Source organism: Pseudomonas sp. NFX1, assembly GCF_051123555.1.
In the GTDB taxonomy this organism is placed as follows: domain Bacteria; phylum Pseudomonadota; class Gammaproteobacteria; order Pseudomonadales; family Pseudomonadaceae; genus Aquipseudomonas; species Aquipseudomonas capeferrum.
In genome coordinates this window covers 5,344,628-5,362,395 of record NZ_CP169366.1, presented here as the reverse complement: position 1 = coordinate 5,362,395, position 17,768 = coordinate 5,344,628, and the positions used below count along the sequence as shown (strand labels likewise).

The 17,768-nt window shown below is 62.4% G+C and carries 19 protein-coding genes and 1 pseudogene; 13 read left to right on the top strand and 7 right to left on the bottom strand.

The features are described 5' to 3' along the window. Nucleotides 1-6 precede the first annotated feature (6 nt). The gene (locus DJ563_RS24125) at nt 7-426 is read left to right on the top strand and encodes a hypothetical protein (protein WP_047582423.1); all 420 of its coding nucleotides are present in this window, start codon (nt 7-9) and stop codon (nt 424-426) included. Nucleotides 427-451: 25 nt separating this feature from the next. Continuing rightward, the gene (locus DJ563_RS24120; RefSeq protein ID WP_258714176.1) at nt 452-1,321 is read left to right on the top strand and encodes a cation diffusion facilitator family transporter; all 870 of its coding nucleotides are present in this window, start codon (nt 452-454) and stop codon (nt 1,319-1,321) included. Between the two features lie 11 nt (nt 1,322-1,332). On the opposite strand, the gene DJ563_RS24115 is transcribed toward DJ563_RS24120, so the two are convergent. Continuing rightward, nucleotides 1,333-2,160: a DUF6515 family protein gene (locus tag DJ563_RS24115; protein ID WP_434518455.1), complete on the bottom strand. Its 828-nt coding sequence runs from the start codon at nt 2,158-2,160 to the stop codon at nt 1,333-1,335. A 397-nt stretch (nt 2,161-2,557) separates the two neighbouring features. Between DJ563_RS24115 and DJ563_RS24110 the strand changes: the two genes are divergently transcribed. Both DJ563_RS24110 and DJ563_RS24105 read left to right on the top strand, forming a co-directional pair. After that, a complete protein-coding gene (locus DJ563_RS24110; protein ID WP_003249795.1) occupies nt 2,558-3,034 on the top strand; it encodes an Lrp/AsnC family transcriptional regulator in 477 nt (158 codons plus the stop codon). A gap of 53 nt (nt 3,035-3,087) precedes the next feature. Further along, nucleotides 3,088-3,291, top strand: a complete 204-nt coding sequence (locus DJ563_RS24105; protein ID WP_033701689.1) for a DUF2788 domain-containing protein — start codon at nt 3,088-3,090, stop codon at nt 3,289-3,291. Between the two features lie 54 nt (nt 3,292-3,345). Here the strand turns inward: DJ563_RS24105 and DJ563_RS24100 are convergent, their stop codons facing one another. From DJ563_RS24100 to DJ563_RS24090, 3 genes are all read right to left on the bottom strand, one after another. After that, nucleotides 3,346-3,981, bottom strand: a complete 636-nt coding sequence (locus tag DJ563_RS24100) for a pseudouridine synthase (RefSeq protein WP_047582401.1) — start codon at nt 3,979-3,981, stop codon at nt 3,346-3,348. Between the two features lie 6 nt (nt 3,982-3,987). Continuing rightward, nucleotides 3,988-5,451, bottom strand: coding sequence for an AMP nucleosidase (gene amn / locus DJ563_RS24095; protein ID WP_033701693.1), 1,464 nt, complete (start codon nt 5,449-5,451; stop codon nt 3,988-3,990). Between the two features lie 71 nt (nt 5,452-5,522). Next, nucleotides 5,523-7,175: an acyl-CoA dehydrogenase family protein gene (locus DJ563_RS24090; protein ID WP_434518454.1), complete on the bottom strand. Its 1,653-nt coding sequence runs from the start codon at nt 7,173-7,175 to the stop codon at nt 5,523-5,525. Between the two features lie 232 nt (nt 7,176-7,407). Between DJ563_RS24090 and DJ563_RS24085 the strand changes: the two genes are divergently transcribed. Together DJ563_RS24085 and DJ563_RS24080 are read left to right on the top strand one after the other, a co-directional pair. Continuing rightward, nucleotides 7,408-7,758: a PAAR domain-containing protein gene (locus DJ563_RS24085; protein WP_274100021.1), complete on the top strand. Its 351-nt coding sequence runs from the start codon at nt 7,408-7,410 to the stop codon at nt 7,756-7,758. Nucleotides 7,759-8,148: 390 nt separating this feature from the next. After that, entirely contained in the window at nt 8,149-8,757 is a 609-nt protein-coding gene (locus DJ563_RS24080; protein ID WP_434518453.1) for a hypothetical protein, read from the top strand. 24 nt (nt 8,758-8,781) lie between these two features. On the opposite strand, the pseudogene DJ563_RS24075 reads toward DJ563_RS24080, so the two are convergent. Together DJ563_RS24075 and DJ563_RS24070 are read right to left on the bottom strand one after the other, a co-directional pair. Beyond that, a pseudogene (locus tag DJ563_RS24075) lies at nt 8,782-8,910 on the bottom strand (DUF3077 domain-containing protein); the annotation flags it as partial. A 291-nt stretch (nt 8,911-9,201) separates the two neighbouring features. Beyond that, on the bottom strand, nt 9,202-11,190 hold the full coding sequence (locus tag DJ563_RS24070) for a sensor histidine kinase (RefSeq protein WP_434518452.1): 1,989 nt from the start codon (nt 11,188-11,190) through the stop codon (nt 9,202-9,204). Nucleotides 11,191-11,455: 265 nt separating this feature from the next. Between DJ563_RS24070 and DJ563_RS24065 the strand changes: the two genes are divergently transcribed. The 4 genes from DJ563_RS24065 to DJ563_RS24050 all read left to right on the top strand — a co-directional run bounded on the left by DJ563_RS24065 (nt 11,456) and on the right by DJ563_RS24050 (nt 14,915). Further along, nucleotides 11,456-12,253 (top strand): hydroxymethylpyrimidine/phosphomethylpyrimidine kinase, encoded by a 798-nt coding sequence (locus DJ563_RS24065; RefSeq protein WP_033701697.1) that lies wholly within the window; start codon nt 11,456-11,458, stop codon nt 12,251-12,253. A 14-nt stretch (nt 12,254-12,267) separates the two neighbouring features. Then, the gene (gene thiE, locus DJ563_RS24060) at nt 12,268-12,891 is read left to right on the top strand and encodes a thiamine phosphate synthase (protein WP_434518451.1); all 624 of its coding nucleotides are present in this window, start codon (nt 12,268-12,270) and stop codon (nt 12,889-12,891) included. A gap of 17 nt (nt 12,892-12,908) precedes the next feature. Next, nucleotides 12,909-14,192, top strand: coding sequence for a glutamate-1-semialdehyde 2,1-aminomutase (gene hemL / locus DJ563_RS24055; RefSeq protein ID WP_033701699.1), 1,284 nt, complete (start codon nt 12,909-12,911; stop codon nt 14,190-14,192). Between the two features lie 177 nt (nt 14,193-14,369). Beyond that, nucleotides 14,370-14,915, top strand: a complete 546-nt coding sequence (locus DJ563_RS24050) for a tetratricopeptide repeat protein (RefSeq protein WP_434518450.1) — start codon at nt 14,370-14,372, stop codon at nt 14,913-14,915. Between the two features lie 6 nt (nt 14,916-14,921). On the opposite strand, the gene DJ563_RS24045 is transcribed toward DJ563_RS24050, so the two are convergent. After that, nucleotides 14,922-15,248, bottom strand: coding sequence for a DUF1820 family protein (locus DJ563_RS24045; RefSeq protein WP_033702578.1), 327 nt, complete (start codon nt 15,246-15,248; stop codon nt 14,922-14,924). A 186-nt stretch (nt 15,249-15,434) separates the two neighbouring features. On the opposite strand from DJ563_RS24045, the gene DJ563_RS24040 reads away from it, so the two are divergent. The 3 genes from DJ563_RS24040 to DJ563_RS24030 are packed head-to-tail and all read left to right on the top strand — an operon-like array spanning nt 15,435 to nt 17,765. Then, nucleotides 15,435-16,433 (top strand): PhoH family protein, encoded by a 999-nt coding sequence (locus DJ563_RS24040; RefSeq protein ID WP_274098106.1) that lies wholly within the window; start codon nt 15,435-15,437, stop codon nt 16,431-16,433. Further along, the gene (gene ybeY / locus DJ563_RS24035; RefSeq protein ID WP_434518449.1) at nt 16,426-16,899 is read left to right on the top strand and encodes an rRNA maturation RNase YbeY; all 474 of its coding nucleotides are present in this window, start codon (nt 16,426-16,428) and stop codon (nt 16,897-16,899) included. Before DJ563_RS24040 ends, ybeY begins: the two co-directional genes overlap by 8 nt. Nucleotides 16,900-16,925: 26 nt before the next feature. Continuing rightward, complete coding sequence (locus tag DJ563_RS24030) at nt 16,926-17,765, top strand: HlyC/CorC family transporter (protein ID WP_033701704.1); 840 nt, start codon at nt 16,926-16,928, stop codon at nt 17,763-17,765. Nucleotides 17,766-17,768: the final 3 nt, after the last annotated feature.

Genomic DNA, 17,768 nt, shown 5'->3' with positions numbered 1-17,768 from the left:
ATTTACATGCGTATCCCATCCCGTGTCATCGGCGGCGCCCTCATCGTCACCTTGCTGACCCAGCTGACGGCCTGCGGCACGCTGTTCTACCCAGACCGTCGCGGGCAGATCGACGGCAAGATCGACCCCGTGGTCGCCGCCATGGACGCCATCGGCATCCTGTTCTACGTGATCCCCGGGCTGATCGCCTTCGGCATCGACTTCGCCACGGGCGCCATCTACTACCCCGGCGGCCGCACCGCCCAGGTCGCTCCGGAAAAACTGCGCGAAGCGGTAAGCCCCGATGGCAAGGTCGACAACCTCAAGCTGCAGGCCATCCTCGAAAGCGAGCTCGGCCAGCGCCTGCCGCTGAATGACCCGCGCCTGATCCAGCAGCGTGGCAGCGTCGAGCAACTGGCGGCCTACCAGCGGGTACCGGCTGCCTGAACCACACAAGGACATCGCCCACAGCATGATCACCCCGGCTGAACACCAGCGCCTGCTGCGCCTGGCCACCCGCGCCTCACTGGCGGTGGCCAGCATCCTGGTGCTGAGCAAGGCACTGGCCTGGTGGCTGAGCGGCTCGGTCAGCTTGCTGGCCGGGCTGACCGATTCGGCACTGGACGCCGTGGCCTCGTTTCTCAACCTGCTCGCCGTGCATTACGCCTTGCGCCCGGCCGATGATGACCACCGGTTCGGCCACGGCAAGGCCGAGGCCTTGGCCGGTATGGCGCAGGCGCTGTTTATCGGGGTCAGCGCGGTGTTGATCGGGGTGCAGGCGGTCGAACGCCTGCAAACGCCACAACCGTTGGGCGACACCACGGTCGGCATCGCGGTGATGCTGCTTTCGCTGGTGCTGACCATTGCCCTGCTGGCGTTGCAGCACAAGGTCATTCGCCTGACCGGCTCTACGGCGGTGCGGGCCGACTCACTGCACTACCGCTCCGACCTGCTGCTCAATGGCAGCATCTTGCTTGCCCTGTTGCTGACGCAGTTTGGCTGGTCGCAACTGGACGCCCTGTTCGGCCTGGGCATTGCCTTCTACATTCTCTGGAGCGCCCTGCAGATCGCGCGGGAAAGCACCGCCATCCTGATGGACAAGGCGCTGCCCGGCGAGGTTGGCGAGCAGATGGCCGCCCTGGTGCTGGCCATCCCCGGGGTGAAAGGGGTGCATGACCTGCGCACGCGGGTATCGGGCAACCAGTGGTTCGTGCAGTTGCACCTGGAGTTGCCTGGGGAGCTGGCGCTGCATGAGGCGCACGGCTTGTGCGTGGCGGCATCGAAGGTGATCCGCCAGCGTTATCCACAGGCGGATGTGATGGTGCACGCGGACCCGGTGTAGGCGCGTCAGCTTCAGTTGATGCTGTAACCACGCCCACTGAAACAGGCCCCCAGCGCACGCCGGTAGGTGTCTGTGACATTGCCCGGTGGCGCATAAACCGCCGTGGCCGGATCAAACCCAGACTGGCTCACCGCCCAACGATGGCATTGGTAGCGGTCCTGCTCCTGCTGCTCCTGCCCCTGGCCATTCATCGGATAGGCCACCACGTCGTAACCGTTGCCAGCCGGCACAGGCGCCGGCGCCACCCCCGGCGGGTTGACCACCACGTACTCGCGGCTGTCCGCCAGGTACTGGTAATAGGTATCGGCAACCAGGAAGAACAACGCCCCACCCAACCACACCTCGCGGGCATACGACGGCAAGTATTCCACCCTTACCCCATAGGGCGGCGCCACGACGATGTAACTGCCGCCATGCGGCCGGTACCAGTAGCCGCCCGAGTAGAAGTAGTCCTGCCCGCGGTAGGGCACCTTCCAGTAGCGGTCAGGGAAGCGCTCGATGCTTTGCCCTGGCCGATACTGCGGCCCCGGCCCCCAGCCATTGCCATGCCCGTCCGGGCGCCCCTGCCAGTCACCGCCTGGCCGCTGCCCGGGCCCACCGGCCTGCCAGTGACGGTTATCGCCATTGCGCCGAGGGATGTCCTGGTAATAGCCCTCGCGCGGCGGCTGCGTCTGGCGCACTTCGTCGCGCGAGTTGAGCGGGGAACGGCCCGCGGGGGCGCCATTGGGGTCGCCGCCATGCCCACCGTGCGCCTCATCCGGGCCTTGGGCCAAGGCGCCCAGACTGATGCTCAACGCAACCAAACCAACACCTGCCAACTGCCAGATGCGCGACTTCATGGTGTTCCTCTCGGTAAAAAATGACTGCAGCCGCTGCCAGTCTACCGCGCCGGCCACAGCGGCAAGTTAAAATCGCGGACATGAAAAAAGGGAGGCCGTGGGGCCTCCCTTTGGGAATTGTCGTCCGTGCTCGGCACTTGTGGCGCCGGCTCACCTCACGCCGTCTTCTGGACGGTGTGTAGCCCGGGGGCCTAGCGGATCCTGTTGGATGGCTGGCCGCGACCGCCCGCCTAGGGCGCGTCGCCGTGGACTGTTGTCCGGGCAGTGATTCTGTTGATAAAGATACCGAACCGGAGGTGACAGAGGATTGCGAAGATTGCTCAGATAAATAGCACTTGCGCAATTTTTCATCGTGGATTGATAATTCACCGCAATCGGAACAGAAAAGGCATATTCCATGAGCAAACTTGACCGCTACGACCTGAGCATCCTTGCCGAATTGCAGCGCGATGCGCGCATTTCCAACCAGGAGCTGGCCGAACGCATCGGCTTGTCGCCTTCGCCGTGCTCGCGTCGGGTCAAGCAGCTGGAGGATGACGGCTACATTTCGCGTCAGGTTGCCCTGCTCGACCGCAAGAAGCTCGGCCTGAGCCTGACCGCCTATGTGCTGATCGGCATGGACCGCCACACCCCGGAGCGCTTCGAAACCTTCGAGGCCGCCATCCGCAACTTGCCGCAGGTGCTCGAATGCAGCCTGGTCACCGGTATGGACGCCGACTATCAGCTCAAAGTGGTGGTGCCTGACATGGACCACTACCAGAAATTGCTACTAGGCAGCCTGACCCGCATCGAAGGTGTGACCAGCGTGCGTTCGAGCTTCGTGCTCAACCAGGTGCTGGCCAGTACCGAGCTGCCCTTGACGCACCTGCGTTGAATACCCGGGCGCCCGGCGTATGATCGAGCGCTCAGACTGCCTGGAGAACACAGATGGATCCCGCCGTATTCGAAGAATGGATGATGATCATCCTGGTCACCGTGCTGATCGGTTTCATGGGTTTCATCGTCTGGGACCTGGCGAAAAAGTCCAAGGCCGGGCGGTTTGGCACGATGATCCTGTTCTTCGTGCTGGGGCTGGGGGTGCTGGCCTTCATCATCAAGAGCGTGGTGGTGGCATTCCTGGAAGGCGTGTAGGCGCGCGGCGCTTTACCTTGCGTAGCGAATGGGCCGCAAAGCGGCCCCCTGCACCTACCTCGACAGCTTCGCTGCAACTTCCCGCCAGCACCCCTGCTCCAGCCCATCCAGCGCCCAGTCACCAATGCGTACCCGCACCAGGCGCAATGTCGGTAACCCTACCGCCGCCGTCATCCGCCGTACCTGGCGGTTACGCCCCTCGCGAATCACCAGCTCCAGCCAACTGGTCGGCACGCTCTTGCGAAAGCGCACCGGCGGGTTGCGTGGCCACAGCTCGGGCTCATCCAGGCGCCGTGCTTCAGCCGGCAATGTCGGCCCATCATTGAGTGCCACGCCTTCGCGCAGGCGTTGCAGTTGCTCGTCGCTCGCCTCGCCTTCCACCTGCACCCAATAGGTCTTGGCCAGTTTGTGCTTGGGGTCGGCGATGCGCGCCTGCAGGCCACCATCGTTGGTCAGCAGCAACAAGCCTTCGCTGTCGCGGTCCAGCCGCCCGGCCGGGTACACACCGGGGATGTCGATGAAGTCCTTGAGGGTCGCGCGCCCTTCGCCATCGCTGAACTGGGTCAGCACGTCGAACGGCTTGTTGAACAGGATCAGGCGTGGCTCGGCCGGCGGCGCCTTGGGCTGGCGACGCTGGTCGGCAGGCCGCGCCTGGGGGCGGCGCGGCTTGGAACGGGGTGGCAGGGGCATGGATCCTCAGCGGAACGGCGGCTCATCGAAGCTGCGCAGTTTACGCGAGTGCAGCGAATTGAGCTCGGTACGCAGCAGATCCAGTGCGGCGATGCCGATCTTCAAGTGCTGGCTGACCGCCCGGTTGTAAAACGCGTTAGCCGACCCCGGCAGCTTGATCTCACTGTGCAGAGGCTTGTCGGACACACACAGCAAGGTGCCGTACGGCACGCGCAGCCGGTAGCCTTGGGCGGCAATGGTGCCACTCTCCATGTCCACGGCCACCGCACGTGACAGGTTGATCAATGGCCGCTCCTGGGCCCAGCGCAGTTCCCAGTTACGGTCGTCGTAGGTCAGCACGGTGCCGGTGCGCAGGCGTTTCTTCAGCTCTTCGCCACGCTCACCGGTCACCTGTGCAGCCGCTTCCTGCAAGGCCAGTTGCACCTCGGCCAGGGCCGGGATGGGAATGTTCGGCGGCACCACGCGGTCGAGGATGCCGTCGCGCCGCATGTAGGCGTGCGCCAGCACATAGTCACCGATGGTCTGCGACTGGCGCAGGCCGCCGCAGTGGCCGATCATCAGCCAGCAGTGCGGGCGCAGCACGGCCAGGTGGTCGGTGATGTTCTTGGCATTGGAAGGGCCGACGCCGATGTTGACCAAGGTGACCCCGTCGCCGTCGCCCGCAATCAGGTGATAGGCCGGCATCTGGTAACGGTGCCAGACCACGCTGGCCACCAAGGCCTGGGTCTCGCCATGGTCCATGCCCTTTTCGATCACCACATTGCCCGGCAACACCATGCGCACGAAGCGCGGGTCTTCACGCAACTGCTCCAGGCCATGGCTGATGAACTGGTCGACATAACGGTGGTAGTTGGTCAGCAAGATCCACGGCTGCACGTGGCGCCAGTCACTGCCGGTGTAATGCACCAGCCGGCGCAGCGAGAAGTCCACGCGCGCGGCATCGAACAAGGCCAACGGCAGGGTTTCGGTGCTGTCCCAGTCGTACAGGCCATCGGCGATATTGTCGGTGGCTGCCGACAGGTCGGTGCTGGGGAACACCCGCGCCAGCTGCGCCGCGGTGATACCGCTGCCGGCCAGTTCGTCGCCTTGGTCGACCACGTAAGGGTAAGGGATGTTCTGCTCGCTGACGCCGACTTCAACCGTCACGGTGTAGTCGTGCATGAGGGGGCGCAACTGCTCCAGCAAATAGCCGCGGAAGGCGGCCGGCTGGGTAACGGTAACGCTGTAGGTACCGGCCACCTGCACCTTGGCGTAAGCACGCGTGGTGGCCGCGACTTCACCTTGGCTGTAGTAGGTCAGGCGCAGCGCCGGGTAACGGAACAGCCCGCGTTCCTCGGCGTCTGGTTCGGTTCGGTCCTTGAGGTATTGCTTGAGGGCCTGGCTGAGGGCACCGGTGGCCTGAGCATGCAGGGCCGCCAGACGGTCGACGGCCTGTTCTGGGGTATCAACGACTACAAAAGCGTGGCTCACACTGTGCTTCCTGTCTGGACATGCATGTGGACCATCTTGCCTGCCTTCGAGGGTAAATACACCCCCATTGATCAGTGTTGCCAGGCTGGCGTAGCCCTGGCCACCAGCGCGTGCACATCCACACCCCGCGGCAACGCCCCATAGGCCCGGCCGCCACCGGCCAGGCGGCTACCGATGAAGGCATCGCTGACCACCGCATTGCCCGCTTCCAGCAGCAGTTTGGCCTGCAGTGCCAGGGCAATGTCCTCGGTCAACTGACGGGCGCGATACTGGATGTCGGCGGTGTCGGCAAACGCCCCCTTGAGGTTGCCGATGTGCGCGGCCAGCCGAGGGTCGCCATGGCCGTCCCCCAGTTCTGCGAACAGCGCATCGAGCACCCCGGGTTCCTTGGACAAGGCCCGCAGTACATCCAGGCACTGCACATTGCCCGAACCTTCCCAGGTCGAGTTGACCGGCGCCTCACGGTACAACCGTGGCAGGATGCTGTCTTCGACATACCCGGCGCCGCCCAGGCATTCGGCGGCTTCATTGATCATGGCCGGCGCACGCTTGCAGATCCAGTACTTGCCCACCGCCGTGACCAGCCGGGCAAAATGCGCCTGCTGCGGGTCATCGAGCTGTTCCAGCGCCTGCCCCATGCGCAGGCTCAGGGCCAGCGCCGCCTCGCTTTCCAGCGCCAGGTCGGCCAGCACGTTCTGCATCAGCGGCTGCTCGTTCAGCACCCGGCCGCCGACCTTGCGATACGCGCAATGATGGGCCGCCTGGGTCAAGGCCTGGCGCATCAAGGCACTGGAGCCGACCATGCAGTCGAAACGGGTCATGGCGACCATTTCGATGATGGTCGGCACCCCGCGCCCTTCTTCGCCGACCATCCACGCCAGGGCGCCACGAAACTCCACTTCGCTGGAGGCATTGGAGCTGTTGCCCAGCTTGTTTTTCAACCGCTGGATATAGAACTGGTTGCGGTTGTCATCCGGGCGATGGCGTGGCAGCAGGAAGCAGCTCAGGCCTTTTTCGGTCTGGGCCAGGGTCAGGAAGGCGTCGCACATGGGCGCCGAGCAAAACCACTTGTGGCCGACCAGTTCATAGGCCTGGCCCGGCCCAGGCGCACCCACAGGATAAGCGCGCGTGGTGTTGGCCCGCACATCGGTGCCGCCCTGTTTCTCGGTCATGGCCATGCCAAGGGTGACCCCCGCCTTGTGCCGGTCCCCGACATTGCGCGGGTCGTATTCACGCGCCAGCACCTTGGGCAGCCAGTACTCGGCCAGCTCAGGCTGCAGCCTGAGCGCCCGCACCGCGGCAAACGTCATCGTCAGCGGGCAGCCGGTACCGGCTTCGGCCTGGGTGTGCAGGTAGGTCATCGAAGCCCGCGCCACATGGGCACCGGGGCGCGGCTCGGCCCAGGGCAATGAGGGCAGGCCATGTTCGACCGCGGTGCGCATCAGTTCGTGATAGGCAGGGTGAAACTCGACCAGGTCGATACGATGGCCATAGCGGTCGTGGCTGCTGAATTCCGGCTTGTGCGCGTTGGCCAGGAAGCCCGCGCGCATCAGCGGGCCGCCGGCCAAGGCACCGTAGGCATCGATCCGCGACTCGGCCCAGCCGGCGCCAAAGCGCCGCGACCATTCCTGCAATGGCAGGTCGAGGCGGTACAGGTTGGCGCCATCAAGCGACGGCGGCTGGTTGGTGACTTCGTGGGTTTCAGCGTACTGGTGCAGGTTCATCGGGAGCTCCTGGAGCCGGGCATGCTTGAAAGGTCCAGTGAAGCACTCCCTGGGGGTCAGTCAAAGTGACAAAAATGACTAATCGGGATGGCAATTGGCTACGGCGGTGATGATTGGACGACATCCAAATCTGCATTTCGCGTAAGAAGTTTCCTAAACCATTCTTCCAGTGAAAAGGGCTGTTTCCAGAGTGCTAGGTTCGGGCTTCCACCCTTTCAGGAAGAAACGAACCATGAGCCAGCGTATTAACATCCTTGGCAAAGGCCAGGGGCTCGACGGTGACCAGACCACCACAGGTGCCCTCTGTATCGCCGGCCAGGCACGTGGGCGTGTACACGGGAGAGGCTGGCTGCTGGTGGGCGACAAAACAACGCCCTGCCCACTCTGCGGTAACGAGGGGACCATCGTTGAAGGCGAAAGCCGATGGAAGATCTCTGCGAAGGTTTGCTGGAGATTCGGGCCGTACGCCGCAGCATGCGGAATAGTGATCACTGGTGGAGGCGCTGTGGCCGGCAGCATCGGTGGTATGGAAGCGGGTGAGGAGTTCGGCGAATTAGTCTTCGAGGTCTTTGGGGATGATTGACCACCTTGACGTAAAACTAAGGCTTTTTTTGTTAGGTACTCCTATCTGCCTCGCCTTGATCGGGCTTGTATCTGACCTTCACATCGCTTGCTCTCGCCAATATAAAGAAATGACCTCAGCACTCCAACGGAGCGCGTGCCTTCCATTTGCGACCGGCATGTGGGGAGAGAAAAAGATAGGTTCCAGAATTCTAGTTATTTCTGTAATCGCTGGCGCCATCGGATCCCCCGCCTCAAGCATTCGCAGAGGGCTACTGGATGAGCAAGACCACTTACAATTTCCTAGACATTTGAGAAGAAAAATACTCATTGCATCTTCATTAAACACCATTGGCGTTGTCTGGGTAGCGATATATTACCTAATGAAGCTGATGAAATGAGAGACACCCCTATGAGCTCAGACCATAAGCACCATCCCGAATTGCCAACCACCTCACACCCGCAAAAAAAACAACTCTATGTCATTTCCATTTCAAAACTCATCATCATGGCTTCCTTGTCAATGGGCCTGTACCTTTATTACTGGCACTATCGACACTGGTTACTCATTAGAGGTCAGCATGGCCTCAGACTCATCCCGCTGCTGTGTACAATATTTGGCGCTTTAACAATTTTCTTCTTGATGAAAAAAATCGTCGCTCGCTGCACTCAAGTGAATCAGCCTGTAGAAGGTAGTGCGATCGGTGTCACGCTGATGTTTTACGCCCCCATCCTAATGATAGTGAGCTGGGAATTCTATATATCCGAAAAGGTACTTGATAGCCTTCCACTCTCTTTTTTCACTATAATCCCGATTATGCTTACACTCCTCTACACCACCTTTTTCTCGGTAGCAATGGTACAGATCCAGCAGTCAGTCAATGTTTGCGAGGGGGATGCGTGCGGCTTTGAAAATTCAAAAATAACTTGGCTAAATGTTCTATGGCTGATTATCTGCTGGATGCCCATCACCGCTCTTTTTGGCTTTTCGTCGACTTACGCACCATTAGTGATGCAGTAACCCGCGCTGCCTAGCCTTGCCTGAGGACTCATCGCGGGGAACCTCCATCATCTCCGAGGCTTCCTCGCGGGCTCTGCGGCAGGGGATGCCTTCGGCTATGCGGAACACGCCTTGTTAGAAATAGGTGACGCCTGGGGTGGTTTTGGTTTCGTCTTACATGGGTTCTCCGGAATACTCATCAAACCCTGAGATGCTTGCTGCAGTTTCGGCACCCGATCGCTGAACTGTAAGCGACAGGCAAACCTAGAGGGCGGGAGTTGCAGGAACAATCTGACGCGCGTCGACAGGAGTTGGAATGCATCAGGGCTGACAGGTGCTCGCCACAACACATTTAGCGCCTATGAGATCGAGCGCCGCCCGCGCGGCACTCGATTACCCAGGCGCTAAACCTCCCGTGGCAGGCGCCTGTCACCCCCAAACGCGTCGTCCCCGCTATCGATATACCTAGAACGAGCGACGCGTCTGCAGCGAGTGCGCAGGCAACTGCACCTGCGATATCGCGACTTTCATCGTCAGCTCGAACCGGCTCCCCAGCCCGCGTGTCGAGTCATGCGACAACGTCGCCCCCAACAACTCGCCCATCTGCCGGCAAATCGACAAGCCAATCCCCAGCCCGCCATAACGCCGGGTCATGGAACCATCGAGCTGATAAAAACGCTGATAAAGGGCCGCCTGGTCAAGATCATCAAAGCCGATACCACTGTCGCTGACCGTGAAGGTGAGCGCCAGGTTGTCCGGCCCCAGGTGTCGACCGCGCACTTGCAGCATGACCCCGCCCTGATGGGTGAACTTCAGGCCGTTGTCGAGCAGGCAACCCAGGCAGCGGCTGAGTTTTTGCGCATCACCCAGCAGCGCATCCGGCAGCTCGGCGGGGATGTCCAGGCTCAGGTACAACCCTTTGCCCAGCGCCTGGCCAGCATGCGCGGCACGCAGGCCCTGCAGCAGGTTGCGCAAACTGAACGGCGCAGGCTGCGCACGCAGGCGACCACCTTGCAATTCGGAAAGGGTGAGGATGTCGTCGACCATGTCCATCATACCCTGCGCCGAACCTGCCGCCGTGCGATGGTACTGGGCCATCTCGGCGTCCATCGGCAGCGTGTGCATCAGCTCCAGCGAACCGATCACACCATTCATCGGTGTGCGCAGCTCATGGGTCACGCTGGCCAGGAACTCGTCCTTCATACGGTTGCTCCGGGCCAGTTCAAGGTTCAGTTGCTCCAGCGTTCGTCCGGTTTCACGCAAGGTTTGCGCCTGCTGCTCGCGCAGGCTGTTGATACGGTCGGCCAGCGCCAGTGACAGCAGTGCCACTTCCAGGGCCGAACCCAACTGGCTGGCATACATGGTGATGAACAGGTTCGGCAGGTAACCCAGCACCATCAAGGTGTTGACCAGCCCGCCCAGCAAAAACGCCGACCAGGCGATGATGAACCAGCGCGCCACCCGCAAGCCGCGCGACCAGGCATACACACCGGCAGTAAAGATGCTGACCGTAAACAGCAGCGCCAGCACCGTGGCCATGCGCAGGGCGATGCCATACGGCATGCTCACGGCCAGCACCATCACCACCGCGCCACCGAGCATCAACAGTTGCAGCAACCGGTCGAAGCCTCGGCTGATCGTGCCCAGTTGCAGAAAATGCCGCGCGAACTGGCAGCCAAACAAGCCGGCGGCACCAATGAACAGCGGTGTCGAGGCATTCGCCCACCAGGGGCTTTCCGGCCAGAAATAGGCGACCCCCGCACCGTTCACCGAAACCTGGTAAAGGCCGAACGACGCAATATAGAGGATGTAATAGAGGTAGCTGACATCCCGCACGCTGAGGTAGATGAACAGGTTGTACACCAGCATCACCAGCAGCACGCCGTAGATCATGCCCAACACGTACAGGCGAGTCGGCTGGTCCTCCATATAGGCTTCGGCGGACCATAACGCCAGCGGTGCCTGCACCGACCCCTGGCTGTGCAGGCGCAGGTAGACGGTAAGCGCCTGGCCAGGGCGCAGCGGCAACTCGAACAGGTAGTTGTTCTGCCGGATCTGCCGGCTGGCGTAGGGCAAGGCGTCGCCCGTGCGCTGGGCCAGGCGGTAGGCGCCGGCACTGTCGGGCAGGTACAGCTCAAGGTGGTCCAGGGGTGGATAGGCCAGTTCCAGCAGCCATTCACGGGGCGAGGCAGTGGCCGATGCCAGGTAGTGCAAGTCGATCTTCAGCCAGAACACCGATGTGGAGTAACCGGCGTTCAACACCGGCTCGTGGTGGGCGCGAAACCGCTTGGCGAACGCAGGCGCACTGACCTCGGCGATGCTGGCGCTGCCATCATGGTCCTCGAAGACCTGCATGGCCTGGCCCAACGGAAGGTGGCGGGTGGCATCGTCGAATTCGACCGCCCCGGCCAGCACAGGCAACAAGCCCAGAAGCACAATCAGCAAATAGCGCATACAGCCCCAGCATGGCCTGTCCGGTCGCGTCGCGGTTGCCTCCCATCCGTTTGAGACGACGTAATCCGGCAGAACCCGTTTGTCGAGTTATCCGAGCACTCTAGCATAGCTTTCCCACCTGGCAATCGACCACCTGAGATCACGATAAAACAGCTCTAAATCAATACTTTCAGAAGATTCACACAAACAAATCTGACCACTCGATCAACAAAACCCGTTTGTAGGACGATCCCCACAAATAGGTTTGGTGGTAAGCTCGCCGCCCATGAATACCTACAGCTCCCGCCCCGTTGTCCTCTGTCTCTCCGGCCACGACCCCAGTGGCGGCGCCGGCTTGCAGGCAGATATCGAAGCCCTGATCGCCCAAGGCTGTCACGCCGCACCTGCGGTGACCGCCCTGACCGTCCAGGATACCGTCAACGTTTCCGACTTCCGCGTGCTCGACCGCGAGTGGGTGCTGGCCCAGGCCAACGCCGTGCTGGCCGACTCCACGGTGGCCGCCGTCAAGCTGGGCATGCTCGGTTCGATCGACATGGTCGACACCGTCGCCGAACTGCTGGCTGCCCACCCGCACCTGCCGTTGGTCTGCGACCCGGTGCTGCGTGCCGGCGGCGGTGGCCGCCTGGGCAAGGACGAGGTCGGCTATGCCGTGCGCGAGCGCCTGCTGCCGCTGGCGACCATTGCCACCCCCAACCTGCCGGAAGCGCGCATTCTCGCAGAGCTGCCAGAAGGCACGGCTGACGAGTGTGCCGAGAAACTGTTGCCGTTCTGTAGACACCTGCTGATTACCGGCGGTCACGGCGACGAAGACGAAATCCACAACCGCCTGTACAGCCGAGATGGCCAGCCCCATACCTGGACCTGCCAGCGCCTGCCTGGCAGCTATCATGGCTCGGGCTGCACCCTGGCCAGTGCCCTGGCTGGCCGACTGGCCCTCGGCGAACAGCTGCAAAGCGCTGTACGCAGCGCCCTGGACTACACCTGGCGGACCCTGCGTGACGCCGAGCAACTGGGCCGCGGCCAGTTCGTGCCACGCCGTCTGCCCCTGGACTTCTGCTCCTGATACGAGGCTTTCAGATGAAGCTACGCGGTCTGTATGCAATCACCGACAGCCAGCTGCTCGCCGGCCGTTTCCTGTCTCATGTCGAAGCGGCGCTGGCGGGCGGCGTGTGCCTGCTGCAGTACCGCGACAAGAGTGACGACGCGGCCCGCCGCCTGCGTGAAGCCGAAGCACTGATGCGCCTTTGCGAGCGCTACGATACCCAACTGATCATCAACGATGATGCCGAACTGGCCGCCCGCCTGGGCGTGGGTGTACACCTGGGCCAGACCGACGGCCCACTCACCCCGGCCCGCGCCCTGCTCGGCCGCAACGCCATCATCGGCTCGACCTGCCACGCCCAGCTCGACCTGGCCCGACAGGCCGCCAGCGAAGGCGCCAGCTACGTGGCCTTCGGGCGGTTTTTCAACTCCGTGACCAAGCCGGGCGCGCCGGCCGCCAGCCTCGACCTGCTGGAACAGGCCCGCGCTCAGGTCAAGCTGCCGATCGCCGTGATCGGCGGCGTCACCCTCGACAACGCTGCCCCGTTGGTCGCCCATGGCGCCGACCTGCTGGCAGTGATCCACGGCCTGTTTGGTACCGATAGCGCGCCGGAAGTCACCCGCCGCGCCCGTGCCTTCAATGCCCTGTTCGCTTCCTGATTTCGAGAGAAGATCCCATGTCCCGTTCCGAATCCCTGTTCGCCCAAGCCCAGAAGCACATCCCGGGCGGCGTCAACTCGCCGGTCCGCGCGTTCAAGAGCGTTGGCGGCACACCCCTGTTCTTCAAGCATGCCGAAGGCGCTTATGTCGTTGACGAAGATGACAAGCGCTACGTCGACTACGTCGGCTCCTGGGGCCCGATGATCCTCGGCCACGGCCACCCTGAAGTACTCGACGCGGTGCGTAACCAGCTGCAGCACGGCCTGTCCTATGGCGCACCGACGGCCATGGAAACCGAGATGGCCGACCTGGTCTGCTCGCTCGTGCCATCCATGGAGATGGTGCGCATGGTCAGCTCCGGCACCGAAGCCACCATGAGCGCCATCCGCCTGGCCCGTGGCTACACCGGCCGCGACGCCATCATCAAGTTCGAAGGCTGCTACCACGGCCACTCCGACAGCCTGCTGGTCAAGGCAGGCTCCGGCCTGTTGACCCAAGGCGTGCCAAGCTCGGCGGGCGTACCGGCGGACTTCGCCAAACACACCCTGACCCTGCCGTTCAACGACATTGCTGCGGTCGAGAAGACTCTGGCCGACGTCGGCCAGACCGTGGCCTGCATCATCGTCGAGCCGGTCGCCGGCAACATGAACTGCGTACCGCCCGCGCCAGGCTTCCTCGAAGGCCTGCGTGAGCAGTGCGACAAGCACGGTGTGGTGTTGATCTTCGACGAAGTGATGACCGGCTTCCGCGTCTCGCTGGGCGGCGCCCAAGGCCACTATGGCATCACCCCTGACCTGTCGACCTTCGGCAAGATCGTCGGCGGCGGCATGCCCGTCGGCTGCTTCGGCGGCAAGCGCGAGATCATGGGCTGCATCGCCCCGCTCGGCCCGGTCTACCAGGCCGGCACCCTGTCGGGCAACCCGCTGGCCATGGCCGCCGGCCTGACCACGCTGAAGCTGATCAGCCGCCCTGGGTTCCACGCCGAACTGACCGACTTCACCAGCCGCATGCTCGACGGCCTGCAGCAACGCGCCGATGCCGCTGGCGTGCCGTTCGTCACCACGCAGGCGGGTGCCATGTTCGGCCTGTACTTCAGTGGCGCCGACGACATCGTCACCTTCGACGACGTGATGGCCAGCGATGCGGACCGCTTCAAGCGCTTCTTCCACCTGATGCTCGAAGGTGGCGTGTACCTGGCGCCAAGTGCGTTCGAGGCCGGTTTCACCTCCATCGCCCACGGTGACAAAGAGCTGCAGATCACCCTGGATGCGGCTGAGCGAGCGTTCGCGAAACTCAAGTAAGTGGCGTTGCCTGCACCCACCAGGCGGCGGGTGCAGGCGCAAAAAAGCCCGAGACAATCAGCCAACTTCCCCACCAATGCAGAAATTCGAGTAAAACTTTGTAAGGTTGGCGTTGCTTATCCCATAATGTGCCACCAGAGACATTGGCCGCAGCTTTGCAGAGGTAAGTCGATCCCCATGAACCGCACCGGCCGCGCCCTGACCCTGGGCTGCCTGTTGCTTCTTCAGCCCCTGCTGGCCCTGGCGGAGGGCGGTAACTCGTTGCTTATTCCAGCGACGGGCCGCTGCACCCTGAATGTTCAGCCAGAAGACCTCGCCAATGCCCTCAAGGCTTGCGAGCAGACGGCGACGACGGGGGATGCCCTGGCGCAGTTCGAACTGGGCGAGTACTACTACACCCAGACGCCGAAAGACCTGAACAAGGCGCTGAACTGGTTCCAGAAGGCCTCGCTGCAAGGCCACGCCCAGGCTCAATACCGCCTTGGCGCCATGTTCTACCGGGGCGAAGGGGTCAAGGCCAACAACGTGCAGGCCTACATCCTGCTGAAAATGGCGGCAGTCAACGGCGCCGAGGATGCGCTGGACATGGCCGACGAAGTCACCGAACAGATGCCCCGCGACGAACTGGAGCACGCCACCCAGGTGCTCGGCCAGATCTTCCGCAAGTACCTGCTCGAACTGCAGAACGCCGAAGGCCGTACGCCGTTCTCGCCACTGCCCTGAACCGCCCTACTTCTCCGGCATCGGCATGGGGAACGGCATCACGTTGCCGCCGCCCTTGGCTTCGCTGATCTTCGCCGTGCCCAACCGCTCGACCTCATCGATACGCACGATCGAATGCATCGGCACGAAGCTGCGGATCACACCTTCGAACTGGCTCTTGAGTTTTTCCTCGCTGGGGTCGACCACCACCTGGGTGCGCTCACCGAAGACGAACTCTTCGATTTCCAGAAAGCCCCACAGGTCGCTCTGGAAGATCTGCTTGGCATACATCTCGAAGACCTGCCCCTGGTTGAGGAAGATCACTTTATAGATGGCGGGTTCGCGTTTGCTCATGTTTGGCGGGATAACCCATGTGTAAGAAAAGGCGCGCATCATAGCAGTGCCGGCCGCTTCGCAGGCAAGCCCACGATGGGCCGGCACAGGCTGCAAGACCCTTGATCGTTTCAGTGCTTTCGCCACTGCCATTCAAGGGTTATTCTTGAGCTCACATCCATTGCCGTCGGGCGGCTAAAAACGACCTTGAACGCACCCATAGAACCCCATCGTTTCATCCTCGAACCTTTCGAGGCCCACCGTTTCGCCAACTTGTGCGGCCAGTTCGACGAGCACCTGCGCCTGATCGAACAACGCCTGGCCATCGAGATCCGCAACCGCGGCAATCAGTTCGAACTGATCGGCGAGCCCAAGACCACTTCCGCTGCTGAACAACTGCTGCGCCGCCTCTATCGCGAGGCCAAGGCCACTGACCTGTCGCCGGAAACCGTCCACCTGTACCTGCAGGAGTCGACCGTCGAGAACATCGACAACCCGGCGGTCAACGAGGTCAGCGTCTCGTTGCGCACGCGCAAGGGCAATATTCGCCCGCGCGGCGTCAACCAGCAGCGCTACGTCAAGGAAATCCTGGCCAACGACATCAACTTCGGCGTTGGCCCGGCCGGTACTGGCAAGACTTACCTGGCCGTGGCCTGCGCTGTGGATGCCCTGGAGCGCGAACAGGTGCGCCGCATCCTGCTGGTGCGCCCGGCGGTCGAGGCGGGCGAGAAGCTCGGCTTCCTGCCCGGCGACCTGGCACAGAAGATCGACCCGTACCTGCGCCCGCTGTATGACGCCCTCTACGAAATGCTGGGCTTCGAGCACGTGGCCAAGCTGATCGAGCGCCAGGTGATCGAGATCGCCCCGCTGGCCTACATGCGTGGCCGCACCCTGAACAACAGCTTCATCATCCTCGACGAGAGCCAGAACACCACGCTCGAGCAGATGAAGATGTTCCTTACCCGCATCGGCTTCGGCTCGACTGCGGTGATCACCGGTGACATCACCCAGGTCGACCTGCCGCGTGGCACCAAGTCGGGCCTGGCGCATGTGATCGAAGTGCTCAGGGACGTTCCGGGTATCAGCTTTACCCATTTCCAACCCAAAGATGTGGTTCGTCACCCATTGGTGCAACGCATCGTCGAGGCCTACGACCGCTTCGAAGGCCGTCAGGCCCAGCCAGAGGCACCCGGCAAAGATGCTTGAACTCGACCTGCAACGGGCCACGGACGCCGCCGCCCCTGATGATGCCGCCTTCCGCCGCTGGTGCGAGCTGGCCCTTCGCCAGCGCACAGCCGACTCGGAAGTGACCATCCGCCTGGTCGATGAAACCGAAGGCCGCGAGCTGAACCACGTCTACCGGCACAAGGACTACGCGACCAACGTGTTGTCGTTCCCCGCCGACGTGCCCGATGACCTGCTCGATATCCCCTTGCTGGGCGACCTGGTGATCTGCGTGGCGGTGGTCGAGCGCGAAGCCGCCGAACAGGGCAAGGCCCTGGAGGCGCATTGGGCGCACCTGGTAATCCACGGCTGCCTGCATCTGCTCGGTTACGACCACATCGACGATGAAGAAGCCGAGGAAATGGAAGCCCTGGAACGAGAATTGCTGGCAGAACTGGGCCACCCGGACCCCTATGCCGACGACGAAACCGATTCAATCACACACTGACACTGCAAGGATCACGAGTAACCGCCATGAGCGAAGATCGATCGAGCAACGGGCAAAAGTCCTGGTTGGGTAAACTGACCCAGGCTTTTGCCCATGAGCCGAAAAACCGCCAGGAGCTCCTTGAGCTGCTGCGCGAAGCCCATCAGAACAAGCTGCTCGACAGCGAAGCGCTGACCATCGTCGAAGGCGCCATCCAGGTCGCTGACCTGCAGGTGCGCGACATCATGGTGCCGCGCTCGCAAATGATCAGCATCAAGGCCAGCCAGTCGCCTCGCGAGTTCCTGCCGGCGGTGATCGACGCCGCGCACTCGCGCTACCCGGTGATCGGCGAAAGCCATGACGATGTGCTGGGCATCCTGCTCGCCAAGGACCTGCTGCCGCTGATCCTCAAGGAGAACGGCGACAGCTTCAACATCAAGGACCTGCTGCGCCCGGCCACCTTCGTGCCCGAGTCCAAGCGCCTGAACGTGCTGTTGCGCGAGTTCCGTGCCAACCATAACCACATGGCCGTGGTCATCGACGAATACGGCGGTGTGGCGGGCCTGGTGACCATCGAAGACGTGCTGGAACAGATCGTCGGCGACATCGAAGACGAGCATGACGTCGAGGAAGACAGCTACATCAAGCCGCTGCCCAGCGGCGACTTCCTGGTCAAGGCACTGACGCCGATCGAGAACTTCAACGAGTTCTTCGACAGCAGCTTCTCCGATGACGAATTCGACACCGTTGGCGGCCTGGTGATGAGCGCGTTCGGGCACCTGCCCAAGCGTAACGAAACCACCGAGATCGGCGCCTACAAGTTCCGCATTCTCAATGCCGACAGCCGGCGGGTACACTTGCTGCGCCTGACACCGATCACCCGCTAAGGA